The 19522-nt window shown below is 71.4% G+C and carries 19 protein-coding genes; 2 read left to right on the forward strand and 17 right to left on the reverse strand.

Features of this window, described 5'->3' with window-relative positions; genetic code table 11:
• Positions 1 to 84: 84 nt before the first annotated feature.
• From J4573_RS50095 to smc, 5 genes are all read right to left on the reverse strand, one after another.
• Entirely contained in the window at positions 85 to 1020 is a 936-nt protein-coding gene (locus J4573_RS50095; protein ID WP_208263537.1) for a DivIVA domain-containing protein, read from the reverse strand.
• A gap of 4 nt (positions 1021 to 1024) precedes the next feature.
• Positions 1025 to 2224, reverse strand: coding sequence for a globin domain-containing protein (locus J4573_RS50100; protein ID WP_208263538.1), 1200 nt, complete (start codon positions 2222 to 2224; stop codon positions 1025 to 1027).
• Between the two features lie 238 nt (positions 2225 to 2462).
• Positions 2463 to 2897, reverse strand: a complete 435-nt coding sequence (locus J4573_RS50105) for a globin domain-containing protein (RefSeq protein ID WP_208263539.1) — start codon at positions 2895 to 2897, stop codon at positions 2463 to 2465.
• A 157-nt stretch (positions 2898 to 3054) separates the two neighbouring features.
• Positions 3055 to 3879, reverse strand: a complete 825-nt coding sequence (locus J4573_RS50110) for a glycoside hydrolase family 16 protein (RefSeq protein WP_208263540.1) — start codon at positions 3877 to 3879, stop codon at positions 3055 to 3057.
• A gap of 192 nt (positions 3880 to 4071) precedes the next feature.
• Positions 4072 to 7746 (reverse strand): chromosome segregation protein SMC, encoded by a 3675-nt coding sequence (smc, locus tag J4573_RS50115; protein ID WP_208263541.1) that lies wholly within the window; start codon positions 7744 to 7746, stop codon positions 4072 to 4074.
• Positions 7747 to 8017: 271 nt separating this feature from the next.
• Between smc and J4573_RS50120 the strand changes: the two genes are divergently transcribed.
• Positions 8018 to 8911, forward strand: coding sequence for an alpha/beta hydrolase (locus J4573_RS50120; protein ID WP_208263542.1), 894 nt, complete (start codon positions 8018 to 8020; stop codon positions 8909 to 8911).
• Between the two features lie 128 nt (positions 8912 to 9039).
• On the opposite strand, the gene J4573_RS50125 is transcribed toward J4573_RS50120, so the two are convergent.
• The 9 genes from J4573_RS50125 to rsmD form a co-directional block, all read right to left on the reverse strand.
• Positions 9040 to 9237: a hypothetical protein gene (locus tag J4573_RS50125; RefSeq protein WP_208263543.1), complete on the reverse strand. Its 198-nt coding sequence runs from the start codon at positions 9235 to 9237 to the stop codon at positions 9040 to 9042.
• A gap of 177 nt (positions 9238 to 9414) precedes the next feature.
• Entirely contained in the window at positions 9415 to 9717 is a 303-nt protein-coding gene (locus tag J4573_RS50130) for an acylphosphatase (protein ID WP_208263544.1), read from the reverse strand.
• Positions 9718 to 9732: 15 nt separating this feature from the next.
• On the reverse strand, positions 9733 to 10674 hold the full coding sequence (gene mutM, locus J4573_RS50135) for a bifunctional DNA-formamidopyrimidine glycosylase/DNA-(apurinic or apyrimidinic site) lyase (RefSeq protein WP_208263545.1): 942 nt from the start codon (positions 10672 to 10674) through the stop codon (positions 9733 to 9735).
• A complete protein-coding gene (gene rnc, locus J4573_RS50140; protein WP_307797530.1) occupies positions 10667 to 11515 on the reverse strand; it encodes a ribonuclease III in 849 nt (282 codons plus the stop codon). Before rnc ends, mutM begins: the two co-directional genes overlap by 8 nt.
• 300 nt (positions 11516 to 11815) lie before the next feature.
• Positions 11816 to 11995: a 50S ribosomal protein L32 gene (gene rpmF / locus J4573_RS50145; RefSeq protein ID WP_208263546.1), complete on the reverse strand. Its 180-nt coding sequence runs from the start codon at positions 11993 to 11995 to the stop codon at positions 11816 to 11818.
• A gap of 3 nt (positions 11996 to 11998) precedes the next feature.
• Entirely contained in the window at positions 11999 to 12589 is a 591-nt protein-coding gene (locus tag J4573_RS50150; RefSeq protein ID WP_208263547.1) for a YceD family protein, read from the reverse strand.
• An 85-nt stretch (positions 12590 to 12674) separates the two neighbouring features.
• Entirely contained in the window at positions 12675 to 13154 is a 480-nt protein-coding gene (gene coaD / locus J4573_RS50155; RefSeq protein WP_208263548.1) for a pantetheine-phosphate adenylyltransferase, read from the reverse strand.
• 86 nt (positions 13155 to 13240) lie between these two features.
• Positions 13241 to 14680, reverse strand: coding sequence for a penicillin-binding transpeptidase domain-containing protein (locus J4573_RS50160; RefSeq protein ID WP_208263549.1), 1440 nt, complete (start codon positions 14678 to 14680; stop codon positions 13241 to 13243).
• 70 nt (positions 14681 to 14750) lie between these two features.
• A complete protein-coding gene (gene rsmD, locus J4573_RS50165; RefSeq protein WP_208263550.1) occupies positions 14751 to 15332 on the reverse strand; it encodes a 16S rRNA (guanine(966)-N(2))-methyltransferase RsmD in 582 nt (193 codons plus the stop codon).
• A gap of 147 nt (positions 15333 to 15479) precedes the next feature.
• Here rsmD and J4573_RS50170 point away from each other — a divergent pair, with 147 nt between their 5' ends.
• The gene (locus J4573_RS50170; protein WP_208263600.1) at positions 15480 to 16373 is read left to right on the forward strand and encodes a hypothetical protein; all 894 of its coding nucleotides are present in this window, start codon (positions 15480 to 15482) and stop codon (positions 16371 to 16373) included.
• A 65-nt stretch (positions 16374 to 16438) separates the two neighbouring features.
• On the opposite strand, the gene J4573_RS50175 is transcribed toward J4573_RS50170, so the two are convergent.
• The 3 genes from J4573_RS50175 to J4573_RS56865 form a co-directional block, all read right to left on the reverse strand.
• Positions 16439 to 18229 carry a serine/threonine protein kinase gene (locus J4573_RS50175; RefSeq protein WP_208263551.1) on the reverse strand — a complete coding sequence of 597 codons (1791 nt, stop codon included), beginning with the start codon at positions 18227 to 18229 and terminating at the stop codon, positions 16439 to 16441.
• A gap of 230 nt (positions 18230 to 18459) precedes the next feature.
• Positions 18460 to 19341, reverse strand: a complete 882-nt coding sequence (locus tag J4573_RS50180) for a HEAT repeat domain-containing protein (RefSeq protein ID WP_243774889.1) — start codon at positions 19339 to 19341, stop codon at positions 18460 to 18462.
• A gap of 34 nt (positions 19342 to 19375) precedes the next feature.
• Positions 19376 to 19456: a putative leader peptide gene (locus J4573_RS56865; RefSeq protein WP_372443047.1), complete on the reverse strand. Its 81-nt coding sequence runs from the start codon at positions 19454 to 19456 to the stop codon at positions 19376 to 19378.
• Between the last annotated feature and the right edge of the window lie 66 nt (positions 19457 to 19522).

Here is a 19522-nt window from a genome sequence, read left to right on the forward strand (position 1 = left end):
ACCGAACAAGGTCGAGCAACCGGCTGCTTGCTCGGCCGAATCGTGATCAACTCTTCACGGTCCGTTCCAAGGCCCGTTGAGAGCTCAGCGGGCCGGGGGTTGGGTGGGAACGGGCAGCGCCGACCGCTCTGAGTTCTCCCACTCGTCGACGTTCTTCAGGAGCGCCTCCAGGTAGGACCGCAGGTGCGTGCGGTAGACGTCGCTGTAGGTCCGCAGGTAGGCGATCTCCCGTTCCATGGCCTGGCGATCGCCCTCGGGCACCGGCGAGGCCCCGCTCGGGACGGGCGAGGCCTGAACGACGGTGCTCGGAACGACGGAGGCGCGCCGGGCGGCCTCCTCGGCGACCGCGGCGGCCCGCTGGTGCGCCTCCTCCATCATCAACTCGGCGCGCCCGCGCGCGTCGGACAGGATCGCCTCGCGGTGCAGGCGCGCCTCGTGGGCGAGCTCCCGCGTGTAGCGCTCGGCGTCGGCCACATAGAGGTCGGCGGTCTGCTGAGCCTGCGACAGGATCCGTACGGCCTGGAAATGCGCCTCCTCCGGCGGCATCCCACCCCGCGAGCCACCCGACGAGAGGCGCTGGCGCAGCCCCTGGACCTCCTCGGCGAGCGCGGCCTTCTCGTTGCCGAGCTGCGAGATCTCGTTCTCCACACGGTCGAGGAAATGACGCACGTGGTCCTCGTCGAGGCCGCGGCGACCGAGCCCCGCGCGCGAAAAGGAGGCGGAACGCACCTCACTGGGCGTCAACCGTTCGGATCGCTGGACCAGGAAGCCCCCAGGGGTGCCGGGCGCCGGCGCGGCCACGTCGTGCGCGCCGCCGCTCATGGTCGCCGGCGCACCATGACCGGAAGCGTGGCCGGGCGCGTGGCCGGAAGCTTGGCCGGGCGCGTGGCCGGGCGCGGGGGTCACGGCCTGGGCGGGCGGCGCCCCCGCCATCGGATATCCCTGGCCCTCCGCGGACTCGAAGGCGGCCAGGTACGGGTTGTTCTCGCCGGCCGGGTCCGGAACGTTTGGCGGGTTCAACGGTTCACCTCTGTGTGTCAACGAAGGTTTCCTGGCGGACGTTGGAGGGTTCGACACCGAGCTGGAGGAGCCGTTCGGCCGTGTTGGTGACCATGGCCGCCGGTCCGCAGATGTAGGCGTCGTGCCCCGCCCAGTTGCCCCGCCGGGCCAGAACGTCGGGAAGCGCGCCGTACTCCAGGTCGGCGTCCTCGGCCGGCGGGCCGTGACTCACCTGCGCGAGCGAACCGTCGGGACCCGGCCGTACGTCGATGAAGCCGGGACGCGGCGGGCCCTCGTCGGAGATCGCCGGGATCACCGTGAGCCACGGCAGGTCGGCGGCGAGCTTGCGCAGGTCTTCCAGGTCGTAGAGGGCGTCGCGGGTGCGCGCGCCGAAGAACAGGTGGACGCGCGGAGGTGGCGCGGCCCGCCTGTGGATCTGTTCCAGGATCGCCTTGATGGGCGCCAGGCCCGTGCTCCCGGCGACCAGCAGCACGTCGCGCGGCGAGCTCTCGTTCAGCACGAGCGTGCCGATCGGCGCTCCCATGCGCATCCGGTCGCCGGGCTGCATCGCGCGGACCATCACCGGGCTGACCGCGCCGCCGTCCACGAGACGTACGTGGAAGTCGACCGTGTTGTCCGGGCGCGGCGCGTTCGCCATCGAGTAGTAGCGCCACTGCCGCAGGCGCGAGGGCAGCTCGACCGCGACCGACTGCCCCGGCAGGTAGTCCAGCGGCCGGTCGGGCTCCACCCGTACGACGACCAGGTCGAAGCGCCGCCGCTCGACCGCGAGGACGCGCCCCTCCCACCAGGGCGGGGCGGCCATCGAGTCCTCGGCGGCGGCCTCCTGCATCACCTGGGCCACCACGCCGTACGCCGCGCCCCAGTCCGCTTCCAGCTCCGGCGTCCAGTCGGCGCCGGAGAAGTACTTGAGCGTCCTGACGAGGCTGGCGCCCACGTGCGGGTAGTGCTCGGCGACCGTCCCGAACTTGCGGTGGTCGCGCCCGAGCTGCTGCAGGAACGGGACGAGCTCGGGCAGGTCGTCCACGCGCGAGACGATCATCCCGAGGGCGCGCAGCAGCTTGTCGCGCTGCCCCATCATCCCGATCGGGAACATGTCCCGCAGGTGGGGATTGCCCACGAACAGGTCGCTGTAGAAGAACAGGGCGACCGCGTCCCCCTGCTCCGCCACCTTCGCGAAGTTGTCCTTCAACCGCTGTGCGTCCACACGATCTCCCGGTCGCGGTCATGATCAAAGGGGGACCCTACAGGGACAAAAGCCTGGAAACCAGACAAAAGCCTTATATAAGCCCTGTCGTCCCACCGCTCCCAAGGCGGCTTCGGGCATGCGAGACCCGGGCGCGCCAAAGCCCGGCGCGCCAAGGCAGGCCCCGCGACGGCGGGGCATGCGAAAGCCGGGCGCGCGAGGCGGGCTCGCGCGCCGGAGGGCCTGGCCGGGGGAACGGTCACGCCGTCGGCTCGGCACCCTGCCCACCGTTGGCGGCCTCAGCCGCGGCCTCGGCCATCACCTGCGCGACCAGCCCGTACGCCGCCGCCCAGTCCTGCTCCAGCTCCGCGCTCCACTCGGGACCGCTGAAGTAGGCGAGCGTGGCCAGCAGGCTCGCGCCGACCTGCGGGTAGTACTCGCTGACGACGCCGAACCCGTTGTGGCGCCGCCCGAGGTCCTGCAGGAACGGGACCAGCGAGGGGGTGTCGTCGACGTGCGACACGATGTGCGACAACGCCGTCAGGAGCTTCTCCTCCTGCTTGGCCATGGAGGCCGGGAAGAGCTTGCGCAGTTGCGGGTCGCGCTCGAAAAGGTCGGAGTAGAAGTAGGCGGCGACGTCCCCACCATTGCCGCCGACCAGCGCGAAGTTGTCCTTGAGCCGCTGCGGGTCCATTGCGATGCCTCTCCGGGCCGTCACCGTCTGTGCCGAACAGGACGCTCAGCGCGGGGAGCAGAGAAAACGGCCGGTCCACATGACTAGTGGATGAGTCGATCATGCACAAGGGATTCCGCGTACAAGTGATTGTTAAGAACTTATGTCCACGAACTGGTCACGGAGCGTACATGCGAATCCAGTCAACCTGTAGCGACGCGGGTGCTGAGCGCGACACTCCCCTAGCGGTCCGTCCGGTGTCTTCTGGAAACCAATCCAACTGAACGGTCTGCCCCATTGGTCCGGGCGGCTGCGCGCGTTTGTCCGCTGTATAGAACCAACGGCGGCCGTCGATGTACCCGCTGATGCTCCGCGGCGTCCAGTCGACGGCGAAGGTGTGCCAGCGGGTCATGTCCGTGCGCACCTTGGCCTCGATCTGGTGGTCCTGATTCTCCGGGCCGTAGTGCAGGAAGAAGTGCGTCGAGCCGCGCCGCCCGTCGTCGATCGTCTCGGTGTAGTCGATCTCGCCGCCCCCGCCCTTCGGCGCCACCCCGCTGCCGCCGCCGGTCGGCCACAGCAGCAGTACGGGGTGATAGCAGGCGCAGGCACGCGACACCCGGATGCGCGCCTCCCAGCGGCCGTACTTGCGTTCCCCCTGCTTCCACGCCATTCCACCGGTCGTGCCGTCCCGCCTGCCGGTAATGGTGAGCAGACCGTCCCGCACCGTCACCGCGGCCGGACTGCGCCGCCCGTTCCCCGCGTGTCCCTCGGAGTCGTAGACCGCCCACGCACGCGTGTCGACGGCCGAGCCGGAGAACTCATCACTGAGAACGGGCCGCCCCCACCCGTACTCGGCCGCGGCGGACGGCCCCACGCCGGACGGTACGGGCAGCGGCTTGCCCTGCCCCGCGGGCGCCTCGTCGTCCTGGGCGACCAGCACCCCGATCGCCACCGCGAAACCCACCACGACCGCGCCTCGCGCGAACCCGGTCACGTCCGTCATCTCCCCTTGCCCGTGAGCACCGAGCAACACCCCTCCCGCGAGAATCCACGAGAAAGCGCCGCCTGTCACGGACAAGTTCGGCCGAATTTCCTCAGAAAGGAGCTAAGAATCTTTCCCGAATCAGGCAAGAAAAAGCCCCGGCAAGGGCCTGGATAAACGCCTGCCGAGGCTTATCGAAGCGCAGTTCGACCGTTAGGCGGGTTCGTGTTCGCGGAGGCGCTGGCTGACGACCTGGGTGACGCCGTCGCCGCGCATGCTGACACCGTAGAGGGCGTCGGCGCCCTCCATGGTTCGCTTCTGGTGGGTGATGATAATCAGCTGCGACGACTCGCGCAGTTCCTCGAAAACGGTGAGGAGCCGCTGGGTGTTGGTGTCGTCCAGCGCCGCCTCGACCTCGTCGAGGACGTAGAACGGGGAAGGCCGGGCCTTGAAGACCGCGACCAGGAAAGCGATCGCGACCAGCGACCGTTCGCCGCCCGACAGCAGCGACAGGCGCTTGACCTTCTTGCCGGGCGGCCGGGCCGAGACCTCGACGCCGGTGGCGAGCATGTCCTCGGGCTCGGTGAGCGAGAGGCTGCCCTCGCCGCCCGGGAACAGCCGGGCGAAGATCCGCTCGAACTCGCGCGCGGTGTCGTCGTAGGCGGAGGCGAACACCTGCTGCACGCGGTCGTCGACCTCCTTGACCACGTTCAGCAGGTCGCGGCGCGTCTTCTTCAGGTCTTCCAGCTGCGTGGTCAGGAACGCGTGCCGTTCCTCCAGCGCGGCGAACTCCTCCAGCGCCAGCGGGTTGACCTTGCCGAGCTGGTTCAGCTGCCGCTCGGCGCCCTTGGCGCGCTTCTCCTGAACGGCCCGCACGTACGGAACGGGCTGGGCGTCCTCGGGGGCCTCAGGGCCGGGCGGCACGAGCTGCTCGGGCCCGTACTCGTTCATCAGCGCCTCGACCTCGAGGCCGAACTCCTCCAGCGCGCGCTGCTCGAACTGCTCCAGCCGCAGCCGCTGCTCGGCGCGTGCGACCTCGCTGCCGTGCACGACGTTGACGAGGCGTTCCAGCGTGCCCGACAGCTCGCGCACCTGGCCGCGCACGACCTTGAGCTCGGAGTCGCGGGCGGCGCGGGCGCGTTCGGCGGCCTCGCGCTGGGCGACGGCGGCGTTCAGCGACAGCTCGATCCGGTCGAGGGCGATCTCGGCGCCCTTGAGCACGGCCGCGGCGGTCTTGGCCTGGCGCTCGCGGCGTGCCCGGCGGCCCGCGGCCCGTGCGCGCTCCTCGCGCTCGCGCCGTGCGCCGCGTTCGAGGGCGTCGGCGCGGCCCGAGATGGCCTGCACGCGTTCCTCGGCGGTACGGACCGTCAGGCGCGACTCCATCTCGGCGGAGCGCAGCCGGCGGCACCGCTCGTCCAGTTCCTCGCGCGCCTCGGTCTGGTCGCCCATCTCGTTCGCGGTTTCGACCTCGGCGGCCTCCTCGGCCTCCGCGAGCCGCATGGCGAGCTCCTCGGCGGCCTGCGCGTCGCGTTCCAGCGACTCGCCGGCCGCGTCCAGCGCCTTGGTGAGCCGTTCGACCTCGCCGCGCGCGGCCCGCACGCCCGCCTCCAGCCGGGCGGCGTGCTTGGCCTCCTGCGCGGCCTTGGCGTCGAACTCGCGCAGCCGTCCGCGCACCCGGTCGAGCTCGGACTGGGCGTGGTTGACGCCCGCCTGTGCCTGGTTGACGGCGACCTGGGCGGCGTCCAGCGCGGTCTGCGCCTCCTGCTCGGCCTCCACGGCCGACGCGAGCGCCTCGGCGCCCTGCTCGGAGCCGGTCTCGGCGGCGGCGAGCTCCTCGGTGGCCTGGTCGAGGGTGGCGCGCATCTGCAGCAGGCCCTGCCCGCCGCCGGACGCGCCGCCCTGCACCCAGTGCGCGCCGAACAGGTCACCGTCGCGCGTGACCGCCCGCAGCTCCGGCTGCGACCGGACGAGAGCCACCGCCGCACCGAGGTCGTCCACGACCACCACGTTCCGCAGCAGGTGCTCCAGCGCGGGGCGCACCGCCTCCGGCACGGTCACCGCGTCGATCGCGTAGTCGGCGCCCGCGGCCCGGGAGACGTCCTCGCCCTTTCCGCCGCCGACGACCAGGCCGGCGCGGCCGGCGTCGTGGGCGCGGAGCATGCCGAGCGCGGCCTCGGCGGTGTCGAGCGAACCGACCGCGATGGCCTCGGCGGCGTTGCCGAGCGCGGCGGCGACGGCGGTCTCGTAGCCCGGCCGTACGGTCAGCAGCGACGCGACCGTGCCGAGCACCCCGTCGAGGTTGCCGCCCGCGTGCGCCGCGAGCAGCGCCTCGCCACCGCCGGCAGCACTGGCCAGGGTCAGCTCCAGCGCCTCGATGCGTGCCTGCAGCCCGGCGACCTTCTTCTGCGCGGCCTGGTCGGCGGAACGGGCCGCGGTCACGGCCGCACGCGCCGCCTTCAGCTCCTCGCGCGGGCCCTCGACGCCGGAACGGGCCTCCTCGACGGCCTCCTTCGCCGTCGCGAGCGTCTCCTGCGCCAGCTCGTGCTCGGCGGCCAGCGCGGGGTCCTCTGCGACCTCGGAGTCGAACGCCTCGTATTCGGCCTGCGCGGCCCCGGCCCGCTGCTCGGCCTCGGTGCGGGCCTCGGCGAGCCGGCCGATCTCCGACTCCCCCGCCTGGGCCTTGCTGCGCAGCGCCTCGACCCGGCCGCGCAGCCGGGCCAGCTCCTCGCGCCGGTCGGCGGCGGCGCGCGCGGCGCTCTGCAGGCGGCGTTCCTCCTGCGCGAGCGCGTCCTCGGCGACCGTACGTTCCTCGACCGCCCCGGCGAGCGCGTCCTGCGCCTCCTCCAGGGCGGCGCGCAGCAGCTCCTCCTGCTCGCGGATCGCGACGGCCTCGCGTTCCATGTCCTCGGGGTCGCGGCCGCGCCGCTCCTCCTCGCGCGCCTCGGCGGCGTTGCGGTGCCGTTCGGCGGCCAGGTCGGCCACGCCGCGCAGCCGCTCCTTCAGCGCCGACAGCTGGAACCAGGTGTCCTGCACCTGCGCGAGCCGGGGCGCCTCGGACGCCTCCTCGGCCTCCAGCGCGCCCTCGCGCCGCTGCGCCTCGGCCAGCGCGCGCTCGGTCTCGGTGCGGCGCTCACGGATGGCGGCCTCGTCGGCGGCCTCCTGGTCGAGCCTGGTCGTCAGCGTCACCAGGTCGTCGGCGAGCAGCCGCAGCCGGGCGTCGCGCAGGTCGGCCTGGATGACGGCGGCGCGGCGGGCGATCTCGGCCTGCTTTCCGAGCGGCTTCAGCTGGCGCCGCAGCTCACCGGTGAGGTCCTGGACGCGGGTCAGGTTGGCCTGCATCGCGTCCAGCTTGCGCAGCGCCTTCTCCTTGCGCTTGCGGTGCTTCAGAACGCCCGCGGCCTCTTCGATGACGGCGCGGCGGCCCTCGGGGCCCGAGTGCAGCACGCGGTCGAGCTGGCCCTGGCCGATGATGACGTGCATCTCGCGGCCGATGCCCGAGTCCGACAGCAGCTCCTGGATGTCCAGCAGGCGGCACGGGTCGCCGTTGATGGCGTACTCGCTCTGCCCCGACCGGAACATCAGCCGGCTGATCGTGACCTCGGTGTAGTCGATCGGGAGGGCGCCGTCGTGGTTGTCGATGGTGAGGACGACCTCGGCGCGGCCGAGCGGCGGCCGGGTGGCCGTGCCCGCGAAGATGACGTCCTCCATCTTGCCGCCGCGCAGGGACTTGGCGCCCTGCTCGCCCATGACCCAGGAGAGCGCGTCGACGACGTTGGACTTGCCCGATCCGTTGGGCCCGACGACCGCGGTGATGCCCGGCTCGAACTTCAGCGTGGTGGAGGACGCGAAGGACTTGAAGCCGCGCAACGTCAGGCTCTTCAGGTACACGCGCTCGCTGTCCTCCTCCAAGAGATAGCGCAGGGAGAAGCAGCTCCCCGAAACACGGCTCGAACCCGGTGTTCCCAGAGGGTCCAGCCCTCTGTCGCCGCCCGGCCATCTGGCCGAAGCCTGTCGAACGATACCGGCAGGGGCCTGCGAGACCCCGTATCCGCGCGGCCGTTCACCTCCCAATGTGCCATGAACCGGTCCTGTGTATGCTCCCTCCCCCGGAAAGTCCCATGTCGTGCCCCGGAAAGCCCCAAGTCGGAAGGCTGATCCAATGATCGACAGGCGCCGCTTCCTGATGTGGGGAGCGGGTGGCGCGGGCGCGCTCGGCGCCGCGGTCCTGGGCGGCGCGGGCCTGGTGGAGGCCGAGGTGCTGCCCGGCAAGATCAGGCTGGACCGCGCGCTCGGCCGCTGCGGCGACGTCCCGGCCGTGCCGGACGCGCGTTCGACGGTACGGGAGGGGACCTTCCGTTCGGCCGCGCGCGGGCGCGAGGTGCGCATGGTGATCGCGACGCCCACCCCGCAGCCCAGGGGCCTGCCGGTGGTGATCGCGCTGCACGGCAACGGCGGTACGGCGCGGGACCTGCTCAACCTGAAGGTCGATCGCTACCTCGCCAAGGCGGTCGCGGACGGGGTGCCGCCGTTCGCCCTCGTCGGCGTGGACGGCGGCGAGACCTACTGGCACCGGCGCGCGAACGGCGACGACCCGCAGAAGATGATCACCGACGAGGTGCTGCCGCGGCTCGCCCGTGAGGGCATGCGAACGGGGCCCGCCGACCGGATCGGTCTGCTGGGCTGGTCGATGGGCGGGTACGGGGCATTGCTGACCGCCGCGATGCTGGGCCCGGGCAGGGTCGCCGCCGTGGCGGCCTCCTCACCGGCGATCTTCGGGTCGTACGCCAGGGCGCACGCCGCCAACGCGCGCGCGTACGACGACGCGGCCGACTTCGACCGCAACGACCTCATGCGCATGCTGGAGCCGCTGAGCAGGGTTCCCGCCTGGATCGACTGCGGGCGCAGCGATCCGTTCGCCCCCATGGTGACCAAGGCCCGTGGCAGGCTCCATCCCACCCCGGAGGGTGGAATGTTCGAGGGCTGCCACGACGGTGCACACTGGACCCGGCATACGCCGGGGCACCTGGCCTTCCTTGGCCGTCATTTCCGGTAAGGAAGTTATGACCCTGCCGTTAGGTTAGGCAGGTGGCCCCCGCGCCTTTCGCGACGCGCGGACCGAGGGCAAACAGAAGGGACGCCACGTTCGGCGTCCCTATCGTTTCCTTGAAAGAAAGGCGCCGATCAGGTCAGCGCCGGTTCGCGGTCCTTCACTCCGAGCGACACAATGCCATCGTCGGGTGCCGTCGCGAGCGCGTCGTTCTCTTCCTGAAGCCGTACGAGCTCGGCCTCCAGATCACGTACGCGCCGCTGAAGGCGCCGCATCTCCGCGACCATCCGGGGGTCGGGACCGCCGACGTGGCCGAGTAGAGCCTTCGCCATGACTAAGGGTCCTCCACGCTGAGTAACCAGCAGGATCGCGCACTAAGTGCAACTGATTGCGGTGCGCGTATCGTCTAGAGTCGCACCGGCCGGTGTCCTGGTCAAGACGGACATCTCAGGCCGGTAACAACCTGTCGTCACTAGTTTAGCAGGTACAAACCGGAAAACCCTACCCGGTCACCTTTCCACGAAACCGGCGCTCTCACCGCGTGCCTGTGACCACCGCTCGGTCACGCCCGAAACCCTCCCAGGGGTCCCGCTCCCGCGCAGGAGCTCCAGCAACCGCTCGCACGCCGCCCGGGGCCCCTCGGCGACCACCTCGACCCTGCCGTCGCTGAGATTGGTGGCGCTGCCGGCCAGGCCGAGCTCCAGCGCCCTGGCCCTCACCCACCAGCGGAAACCCACGCCCTGCACGCGGCCCCTGGCCCATGCGGTCAGCCGTACGGTCTCGCCGGCGCCCGCGTCCATCGCGTCGTCCATCGCTGCCCCGGCCGCCTAGTAGCGGGCCCGGCGCGGGCGCGGCTGGCAGGTCGGGCAGCTGTAGGACGAACGATTCATGAACTCGTCGCGCCGGATTAGGGTCCCGCAGCGCCGGCAGGGCTCGTCTCGCCGTCCGTACGCGTCGAGTGACCGTTCGAAGTAGCCGCTCTCGCCGTTCACGTTGACGTAGAGGCTGTCGAACGAGGTTCCGCCGACCGCCAGCGCCGCCCCCATGACCTCGCGGGCGGCCTCCAGGACGCGCGCGGCCTCGTTGCGGGTCATCGTCTCGGTCGGCCTGGCCCAGTGGAGCTTGGCCCGCCACAGCGCCTCGTCGGCGTAGATGTTGCCGACGCCGCTGATCAGGGACTGGTCCAGCAGCGCCCGCTTGATGCCGGTCTTGCGGCGGCGCAGCGCCGTGAAGAACGCCTCGTCGTCGAAGGCCTTCTCCATCGGGTCGGCCGCGATGTGCGCGATCGGCTCGGGCACCCAGTCGCCGAACGCCCCGGGCACCAGATCGGTCGCCATCAGGTGGCCGAACGTGCGCTGGTCGACGAAGCGGAGATCGTTGCCGCCGTCGGTGAAGGTGATCCGCACACGCAGGTGCTTCTCGCGCTCCCTGCCGGGCTCTCCCACGAGGAGCTGCCCGCTCATGCCCAAATGCGCCAGCAACGCCTCTGTGGCGCCCTCAGGGCCCTGCGGAGCGGCGTCGTCCCGGGCGTCGCCCTCAACGCGCGCCTCGGCGGCCTTCGGCTCGGCGAGCGGGAGCCACATGTACTTGCCGCGCCGCCACGGGGTGACGACCGTACGGCCGGTGAGGCGGCCGGCGAAGTCGTCCGCGCCGGCCACCTGCCGCCGTACGGCCCTCGGGTGCAGCACCTCGACGGCGTCGATCGTGCGGCCGGTCACCCAGGACTCCAGACCGCGCCGGACGACCTCGACCTCGGGCAGCTCAGGCATCCTCGGAGGCCCCGGCCTTCCCGTCGCCGCTCGCGGCCCGGCCACCCTTGCCCTGCCTGACGTGCGCCGAGCCGTTCGTGCCGCCGCCACCGCTGCCACCGCCCGGGCCGGCGTTGCCGGCGGACTCGCGGGCCACGACGATCTCGCGGATCGCGTTCCAGGCGGCCTCGGCGGCGTGCTGCTCGGCCTCCTTCTTGCTGCGGCCCTCGCCCGCGCCGTACGTGGAGCCGCCGACGCGCACCGAGGCGCGGAAGGTCTTCTGGTGGTCGGGGCCGCTCTCGGCGACGTGGTACTCGGGGACGCCGAGCTCCTCGACCGCGGTCAGCTCCTGCAGCGAGGTCTTCCAGTCCAGCCCGGCGCCGAGCCCGGCCGAACGGGTGATGAGCGCGTCGAAGAGCCGGTGGACCAGCGCGGACGCCTCGTCCAGGCCGCGGTCGAGGTAGACCGCGCCGATGAGCGCCTCCAGGGTGTCGGCCAGGATCGAGGCCTTGTCGCGGCCTCCCGTACCCTCCTCGCCGCGGCCCAGGCGGATGTGCGCGCCCACGTTCAGGCCCCGCGCGACGCCCGCGAGCGCGCGCATGTTGACCACCGCGGCGCGCAGCTTGGCCAGCTGCCCCTCGGGCAGGTCGGGGTGGCCGCGGAACAGGGTGTCGGTGACGACCAGCCCGAGCACCGAGTCGCCCAGGAACTCCAGGCGCTCGTTGGTCGGCAGGCCGCCGTTCTCGTACGCGTAGGAACGGTGCGTCAGCGCGCGTTCCAGCAGGTCGGGGGTGACCTCGACGCCGAGGGCGTCGCTCAGCTCCGCGCGATCCGGTGCCGGATCCGTAGTCTTGCCGCTCACAGTGCCCCTCCTCGCAGGGCTCACATCGCAGGGTGCGATGGCCGTTACGGCGTGTGACGGCGCGGGGGGCGCGGAGTCGCGGCACGAGGAGCGGTCCGCGAAGACGAGGTGCGCGCCGGTCGCTGATTTCCCGGCATGCACCACGGCCTCGGGCTCGGTTCCTGTGCCGGTCGCCACGCCGGAGTCACTCGCCGGGGTGGTCTTCCAAGCACGTACTCGTTCACGCACTTGTTCGTTCAAGCACCGCGAGGGGCGGCCCGCGGCTTGCGCGCGGATCCGCCCCCCGGGGATATCAAACGATCAAGCCGACGGAGCGATGACCTGCCGCCGGTCGTAGGTGCCGCACGTCGCGCACGCGGTGTGCGGGAGCTTCTGGTCGCGGCAGGTCGGGCACTCGACCAGGGTCGGCGCCGAGGTCTTCCACTGCGAGCGCCGGTGCCGCGTGTTGCTGCGCGACTTCTTCCGCTTGGGGACGGCCACTGGTCAGCCCTCCTGCTTTCCTTCTCGTAGGTCTTCTTGCTTCAGTCCTTGCAACGCGGCCCACCGAGGGTCGGCCGCGTCGTGGTGGTGATCAGGCCCGGCGTCCGCCAGCCGCACACCGCAGTCCGGGCACAGGCCCGGGCAGTCGTCCCGGCACAGCGGTGACAGCGGCAGTGCGAGCAGCACCGCGTCCCTCAGTACCGGCTCGAGGTCGAGCAGGTCGTCCTCGAGGCGGAGCTCGTCGTCCTCGGCGTTCCCGCCGGAGCGGGTGTCAGGATAGACGAAGAGCTCCTGGAAGTCCGCCTCGAAGGTCGAGGCGATCGGGTCCAGGCAGCGGCCGCACTCCCCCTCCAGGGGGACCCATGCCGTGCCCGTGACGAGCACGCCCTCCAGCACCGCCTCGAACCGAAGATCCAGTTCGAGCTCGGCGCCCTCGGGCACGCCCACCATCTCGACACCGAAATCCTCCGGCGCCGGCACTTTCAGGCTCTGCTCCCGAGACGACCCGGGTTGCCTGCTGAGAGCTCGGGTGTCGAGCACCAGTGGGGCATTGGGGTCGAGGCGAGACAGCGGAGTCCTGCTTTCGTGAGGCATGGCGAATTGCGGCCGTCGGTCGTGGCCGACTCCCCAGGGTACCGTCCGCAGGCCGGTACCCCCAACTTGAAGTGCGGGCCGGGGCTCAGGACTCGCGGAGGCGCTCGACGAGGCGGTCGTGAACGAGCTCGGGAACCAGGCCGGAGATGTCCCCGCCGAACTTCACGACCTCCTTCATGAGACTGGAGGACAGGAAGGCGTACAGCGGGTTGGTGGCCATGAACATGGTCTCCACGCCCGCGATCCGGTGGTTCATCTGGGCCATCTGGAGCTCGTACTCGTAGTCGCTGACCGCCCGCAGGCCACGGACGATCACCGGGATGTCGTGTTCCTTGCAGTAGTCCACCGTCAGGCCGTAGAACTTGTCGACCTTGACGTTGCCGTACTCCTTGGTGACCTCGGCGATCATTTCGGCCCGCTCGTCGACCGTGAACAGGCTCTTCTTGTTCTTGTTGATGAGCACGGCCACGACGACCTCGTCGTAGAGGCGGCATGCCCGGCTGATGATGTCGAGGTGTCCGTTGGTGACGGGATCGAACGAGCCCGGACATACGACACGGTGCACGGGAAGGCTCCGTCCTTCGATGCAACTGGTGACCTGCGGCGCGACCGTACCAAACCGGATTCGGTCGCCCGGCACCCGACCCGAGACTAGTCGCCGAGCGCGTCGATGATCTTGGCGGCGATCGGTGCCGACTCCCTTCCGTACCCGTCGGCCTCGGTCATCACCGCGACCGCGTACCGCGAGTCCGGGCCGCCGAAGCCGATGAACCACCGGTCGTTGTAGGGCGCGTTCTCGACGTCGGCGGTACCGGTCTTGCCGCCCTCCACCGAGGTGCCCTTCACGACCGTGCCGGTGCCCTTCTGGACGACGGCCCTCATCATGTTCTTCATCTCGTCGGCCCGTTCGGAGGTCAGCGCGGTCTTCAGGCGCTTCGGGTTCGCCGACTCGACCTCCGAGCCGTCCGCGCCGCGCAGCTTGTCGACCAGGTAGGGCTGCATGACCTTGCCGCCGTTCACCACGCCCCCGGCGACCATGGCCATCTGCAGCGGGGTGGCGACCGTGCTGCCCTGTCCGATCGAGCCGAGCGCGCTCAGCGAGGGCTGGTCGGTCTTGGGGAACGAGCTGGCGGCGCTCTTCATCCCGTCGGCGATCTCGATCTTGTCTGAGAAGCCGTAGCCGGCGGCCTGGTCGCCGACCGCGTCGTTGCCCGGGTTCTGCGCGCCCATGTAGGCGAACGTGGTGTTGCACGACTGCGCGTAGGAGTCGATCAGCGACAGGACCGCCCGGTCGCAGTCGCCGCCGATGTCGCCCGCGTCGTTGTTGATCGCCTGGCCCGCGCCCGGCGGCTTGTAGCTGCGCCCGGCCCGCACGGGGCTGTCCTGGTTCTTGCCGGCGGTGAGCGAGGCCGAGGCGACGACGGTCTTGAACGTGGAGCCGGGCGGGAAGACCTCGCTGATCGCCTTGTCCAGCAGGGGCTTCAGCGGCTCGGCGTTGAGCTTCTCGAACTGCTTGGCGGCCTTGTCGCCGTCCAGCCCGGACACCGAGTTCGCGTCGTAGGACGGCGTGGAGGCCATCACCAGGATCGCGCCGGTCTTGGCGTCCAGGGCGACCGCGGCGGCCCGGCGCGCGCCGCTGGACCGCAGCGCGTCATAGGCGACCTGCTGCGCCTTCACGTTGACGGTGGCCTCGACGGTGCCGCCGGGGGTCTTCTTGCCGAGGATCTTGTCGATCAGGTTGGTCGTGGTGAGGCGCTTGTCGGTGCCGTCGAGGATGTGGTTCTCGGCGCTCTCCAGGGCGCTCTGGGAGAAGACCGAGAAGTAGCCGGTGATCGGGGAGAACACGTCGCTGTTCCAGTAGCGGCGGCGGAAGGTGCCGGTGTCACCGACCTTCTCCGACCAGGCCAGGCGCTTGCCGGACGCCACGATCGGGCCGCGTTCGATCCTGTTGCGGTTCTGGTACTGGCGGGCGTTCAGCGGGTCGTCGCGCAGCTCTTGGGCCTTGAAGCCCTGGACGTAGGTCACGTTCGCCATCAGGGCGAGGACCATCAGCAGCGTCAGGATCCACGTCAGTTTGACGGCCTTGTCCATGTCGAGCCCCACCCCCCGATGTAGCGCGACTACACATCGTAACCACCCGGCAGGGGGCGGCGCGGGATCATCAATCCGTGACGGTACCCACAGGAGCGCGGCCGTACCAGAAGATGGCCTCTCCATAACGCCTGTCCCGTAGGGCCTCATAGCCCTCAGGCCACTTCAGCTCGGGCCCGCGCGCGGCTCGTTCGACGACCACCAGCGCGTCCTCGGCGGTCCAGCCGTGGTCACGCAGCGCTTCCAGAAGCTCGGTGACGGCGTCGTCGGGCAGCGCGTACGGCGGGTCGATGAAGATCAGGTCGTACGGGTCGCCGGGGGGCGGACGGCGGGTGATCCGCTCGACCTTGTCGGCGGCGGGCTGGGCACCGGGCAGGCCGAGCGACGCGGCGTTCTCCCGGACGACCTTGATCGCGCGCGGGTGCGACTCGACCAGGAGGGCGTGCGCCGCCCCGCGCGAGAGCGCTTCCAGGCCCACCGCGCCCGACCCGGCGTAGAGGTCGGCGACGCGCAGCCCGTCCAGCGGCCCGAGGAGCGCCAGGACCGTGGAGAACAGGCCCTCCCTGGCACGGTCGCTGGTCGGCCGGGTGTCCCTGCCCGGCGGAACTGCCAGCCGGCGTCCTCCTGCGCTTCCCGCGATGACCCTGGTCATCCCCCAAGTATCCCGCCACCGGTACGCGGGCTGTCCGGAGCCGGTCATGGAATACAGGACCGAATCGTCCGAATCCCATTCACAGCGACTACAACACGTGTCACTGTGCTCGCAGGTTGTCGATACCAGCGATACCCAGGAGCTCCCGTGCACCAAGGTAGAAGACTGGCGGTGACGGCCGGCGCGACGATGCTCGGCATCGCCGCCATGGGCGGCATTGCCCAGGCTGAAACCGCCGAACCCGCCAAGCCTCTCAAGTCCCCCGCCACTCGCAAGGCCCCCGCCAGGACCCCCGCCACGACCACGCCGAAGCTGTTGAAGAAGGCCCCGTCGGCGGCGCCCGCCGCGCCCCCTGGGCTGGCCCTCGACATCAAGGCCTACCTGACGTACGACCAGCGGACGCAGACCGCGCGTGCGGGCCTCGACGTCGGCGCGGGCCTGAACACGCCGGCGGGCGGCGGGTCGGTCCGGTTGCGCACCGACGGCGCGTTGAACCTGAAGCAGGGCGGGGTGAAGGGCGGTGCCCGGCTGGACACTGGCGCCCACTCCGCGCTCGGGTCGGCCGGGGTGAAGTTGACGACAGGCGGCGAGGTGAACCTCGCCAAGGGCGTCGTGCGCGGCAGCACGGGCCTCGGTGTCGGCGTGCAGCCCGCGACGGGCAAGGGCGCGACGCTCAAGGTGGAGCTGGGCGGCTGTGTCGGCGCGTGCGGACAGGCTCCGCCCAACCCGCCGACGCCGCCCACTCCCCCGACACCGCCCACGCCGCCGACTCCCCCGACGCCTCCCGGTCCGGGCCCCGGCCCGACGCCGCCGCTGCCGGAGCCGCCGCCCTCGTCGCCGCCGCTGCCCGACCTGCCCGGTGGCGGCAGCCACCTGCCGGGCGCGTCGAACGCGTCGCTGCTGCCTAACGGACTGCCGAACGGCCTGCCGTTCACCGGCACCGAAGCGCTGCCGCTCGCGGCCCTCGGCATCGTCTCGGTGCTGACCGGCGGGGTGGCGGTCGCCTCCTCGCGGCGCAGGCGGGCCAGGAACGCTTCCTGACCTTCTCCGCTCAACGTTCTGACCCGTACGAGCTCCGGCTCGTACGGGTCAGAACGTTCTTACGCTCAGAGCGTCTCCGTGCGGCCGACCTTCCAGGCGCCGCCCGTACGCTGCACCACGATCCGGTGGACGCTCAGCTTGTCGGCCGCCTTGCAGCCCGCGCCGCCGCACTGAGCGGTCACGACCATGGCCGTGACCTGGTCCTGGGTGCCGCCGGGACGCAGCCCCGCCTCGACCAGGCTGCCGCCCGCCGACGAGGTGGCGGTCGTTATCGCGGCACGGGCGTCACCGCCCGGCCACGGCCCGGAACCGGACCCGAGCGGCACCGACTGGCCGTTCAGCGGGTACGCGGTGTCCAGCAGCCATGAGCCGCCGGCCTGCTTCACCATTGTGATCCGCATGGGCTCGAGGGTGTTCTGCGGCGCCGCGTTCATCCAGTGCACGTCCTGCTTGACGTACGCCAGGACCGAGACGGTGTCGTTCTCGGCGCCGACGACCGCCGAGTCCATCACGTCGGCGGTCACCGTTCCCTGGTAGTCGCGCAGCGCGACCTTCCAGTTCTTGTCCTGGATGCGCTGGTCGTAGCCCGCCTGGAACGACTTGGTCGAGCGCGCGTGCGCGGTGGCGATGTTCTGGTCGACGGTCTTGTAGTTCCAGCTGAGCACGGACTTGACCGCCTCGTTCGCCTGCGGGACGACCGCGACGGCGGTGGCGGGCGGCGCCGCCGAGTCGTCGGATGGCGATCCCGCCGACGAGCTGTCCGGCCACAGCGCCCAGGTCGCTCCGGCCAGGCCCAGCACGAGCAGCGGCGCCGCCACGATCGCGGCGAGCCGCCAGCCGCGGTGCCGGCGCGGCGGGGGTGGGATCGTCGACGGCGGCTGCGCGCCGGAGGGCCGGGCCGGGGTCGAGGGGGCGGGCGTCGCGGCTCCCATCACCGAACCCGGCTGCTTGGCGGCGGCTCCCGGCTCGGTGGACGGGGTGCGGTCGTCGCCCGCCAGGTGCGCGCCGGTACTGAGCGCCGCGACCGCGCCGCCGGTCTCCGGAGCGGCCTCGCGGCCCAGCAGGCTGAGCAGCGCCTCCTGCGCGGACGGCCGTCCCGCCGGGTCCTTGGACAGGCACGCGGCGACGACCTCGCGCAGCGAGTCGGGCAGCGCCGACATGTCCGGCTCGTAGTTGACGATCCGGTGGAAGACCGCGGAGATCGTGTCGTTGCCGAACGGCTGCCGCCCGGTCGCCGCGAACAGGATCGTCGAGGCCCAGGCGAACATGTCCACGCCGGTGCCGAGCTCGCCGTCGGTCACCTGCTCGGGTGACATGTAGGCGGGCGTCCCGACGACGCCGCTGGCCTTGGCCGCCGCCGCGCCGAGCACCCGCGCGATACCGAAGTCGATCACGCGCGGGCCGTCGGGCCCCATCAGGACGTTGGACGGCTTGAAGTCGCGGTGCAGGATCCCGGCCCGGTGGATCGCCGCGAGCGCGGTGACCGTACCGATCGCCAGCCGGTCCAGGTCGGTGCCGGTGCGCGGCCCCTGCCCGGTGACCAGTTCGGTGAGCGAGGGGCCCGGCACGTACTCGCTGACCACGTACGGCAGGTCGCCCTCGACGTCGGAGTCGATGACCTGCGCGGTGCAGAACCCGGCCACCCGGCCGATCACCTTGAGCTCGAGCTCGAACCGCGCCCGCCATTCGGGGTGCCGGCTCAGCTGGGCGCGCAGCAGCTTGACCGCGGCACGCCGGCCTTCCTTGTTACGGCCCAGGTAGACCACGCTCTGGCCGCCCTCTCCAAGGCGTCCCACCAGTTCGTACGGGCCCAGCCAGACCGGGTCGTTCGGCTGCAGGGGGCGCACAGCCGTCATCGGCTCTCCTCCGTCGCTGGTGACCCGACAGGAGGACCTCTACCCGCCCGAGCACCGGATGGCGCCTTTCACCACCACTCGTTAGACGCCTGTGATCGCCGCAGTGTTCTCGCGGCGTGTCGTCCTTCTCACGCGGCGTCGCGACTCTCATGGTGCCCCAGACATGACCGTGGGCGGAATGCCCCACCCCGGAACATCCCGCCCACGTCCTATGACGCCGGACCTTCGCCCTAGGCGAGGGCCCAGCGAACCTGGGTGCGCACGCCCGGGTCGGGGTCGGCCAGCGACTCGGTGAGCGCGGTGACGACCTCGGGCCGGTCGCCCGCCCACTGCTCCAGCGACTGCACGGCCGTACGGCGGACGTCGACGATGCGGTCGCGCAGCGCGCGGATCAGCGGCCGTACGGCGATCTCGGCGTCCGCCTTGCCCAGCGCCAGCGCCGCGCGCTTGCGGACCTGCCAGCTCGTGTGCGCGACGGAGGTGATCACGCGGCCCGCCAGCGGCTCCGGTACGCCCAGGTCGGCGGCGGCGTCGATCGCGGCCATCCGTACGACCGGATCGTGGTCGGCGAGCAGTTCCTCCAGCACGGGCAGCCCGGCGGGATCGGCGAGCCGGGCCAGCCCTTCGGCGACGGCGATCCGCACCTCGCGGGCCGGGTCGTCGGCCGCGTGGGCGACCTCGGTGACGGCGCGGAGCGCGACCAACCCGAGAACGGCCTGGATGCGTACCTGCGTCTCGCCGTCGTTCAGGCCCTGGTCGTAGAGTTCGGCCGCGCCCTCGATGAGGGTGCGCAGCAGGTTCCCGGCGGTCTCCCGTACGTCACTCTCGCCGTCGGCCACCGCCAGCAGCAGGGCCCGGACGCCGTCGTCACCGAGGTACACCTCGGGCAGGTCGCGCAGCGCCGTCGCGGCGATGCCCCTGACGCGTTCGTCGGCGTCGGCCAGCGCCCAGGCGAGCGTGTCGCCGAGCCCGCGCACGGCCTCACCGCCGAGGATCAGCGAGCTCAGCGCCGCCGCCCGGACGGTGGGATCGGGATCGCTCAGCCTGCGCTCGTCCTCGTGGGCGCCGGTATCAAGAATGTCGGTCGTCTCGGTGGTGTGGGTGATGGTCATGAGGTCCTCCATGGGTGTGTTCGGGCTGCGGGAATCAGCGACCGGAACACAGCGCGCTGGCGACCCGGCGGAGGTCGACGTGCCGGCGCGCGGTGAGAAGCTCATGCGGAATCACTCCCTCATCGTGACCGCACTCGGCACAGATGTCAACTTTTCGAGTAGGAAATACAGAGAAGCGCTG

Origin of the sequence: Actinomadura barringtoniae, from assembly GCF_017573505.1 — a bacterium.
Lineage (GTDB): Bacteria > Actinomycetota > Actinomycetes > Streptosporangiales > Streptosporangiaceae > Spirillospora > Spirillospora barringtoniae.

Coding starts and splice junctions, on each gene's coding strand:
- J4573_RS50105 (WP_208263539.1), bottom strand. CDS start 2,897: ATGGACCCGCAGCGGCTCAAGGACAACTTCGCGCTGGTCGGCGGCAAT.
- J4573_RS50110 (WP_208263540.1), bottom strand. CDS start 3,879: ATGACGGACGTGACCGGGTTCGCGCGAGGCGCGGTCGTGGTGGGTTTC.
- J4573_RS50120 (WP_208263542.1), top strand. CDS start 8,018: ATGATCGACAGGCGCCGCTTCCTGATGTGGGGAGCGGGTGGCGCGGGC.
- J4573_RS50125 (WP_208263543.1), bottom strand. CDS start 9,237: ATGGCGAAGGCTCTACTCGGCCACGTCGGCGGTCCCGACCCCCGGATG.
- J4573_RS50130 (WP_208263544.1), bottom strand. CDS start 9,717: ATGGACGACGCGATGGACGCGGGCGCCGGCGAGACCGTACGGCTGACC.
- mutM (WP_208263545.1), bottom strand. CDS start 10,674: ATGCCTGAGCTGCCCGAGGTCGAGGTCGTCCGGCGCGGTCTGGAGTCC.
- J4573_RS50150 (WP_208263547.1), bottom strand. CDS start 12,589: ATGCCTCACGAAAGCAGGACTCCGCTGTCTCGCCTCGACCCCAATGCC.
- J4573_RS50160 (WP_208263549.1), bottom strand. CDS start 14,680: ATGGACAAGGCCGTCAAACTGACGTGGATCCTGACGCTGCTGATGGTC.
- rsmD (WP_208263550.1), bottom strand. CDS start 15,332: ATGACCAGGGTCATCGCGGGAAGCGCAGGAGGACGCCGGCTGGCAGTT.
- J4573_RS50175 (WP_208263551.1), bottom strand. CDS start 18,229: ATGACGGCTGTGCGCCCCCTGCAGCCGAACGACCCGGTCTGGCTGGGC.
- J4573_RS50180 (WP_243774889.1), bottom strand. CDS start 19,341: ATGACCATCACCCACACCACCGAGACGACCGACATTCTTGATACCGGC.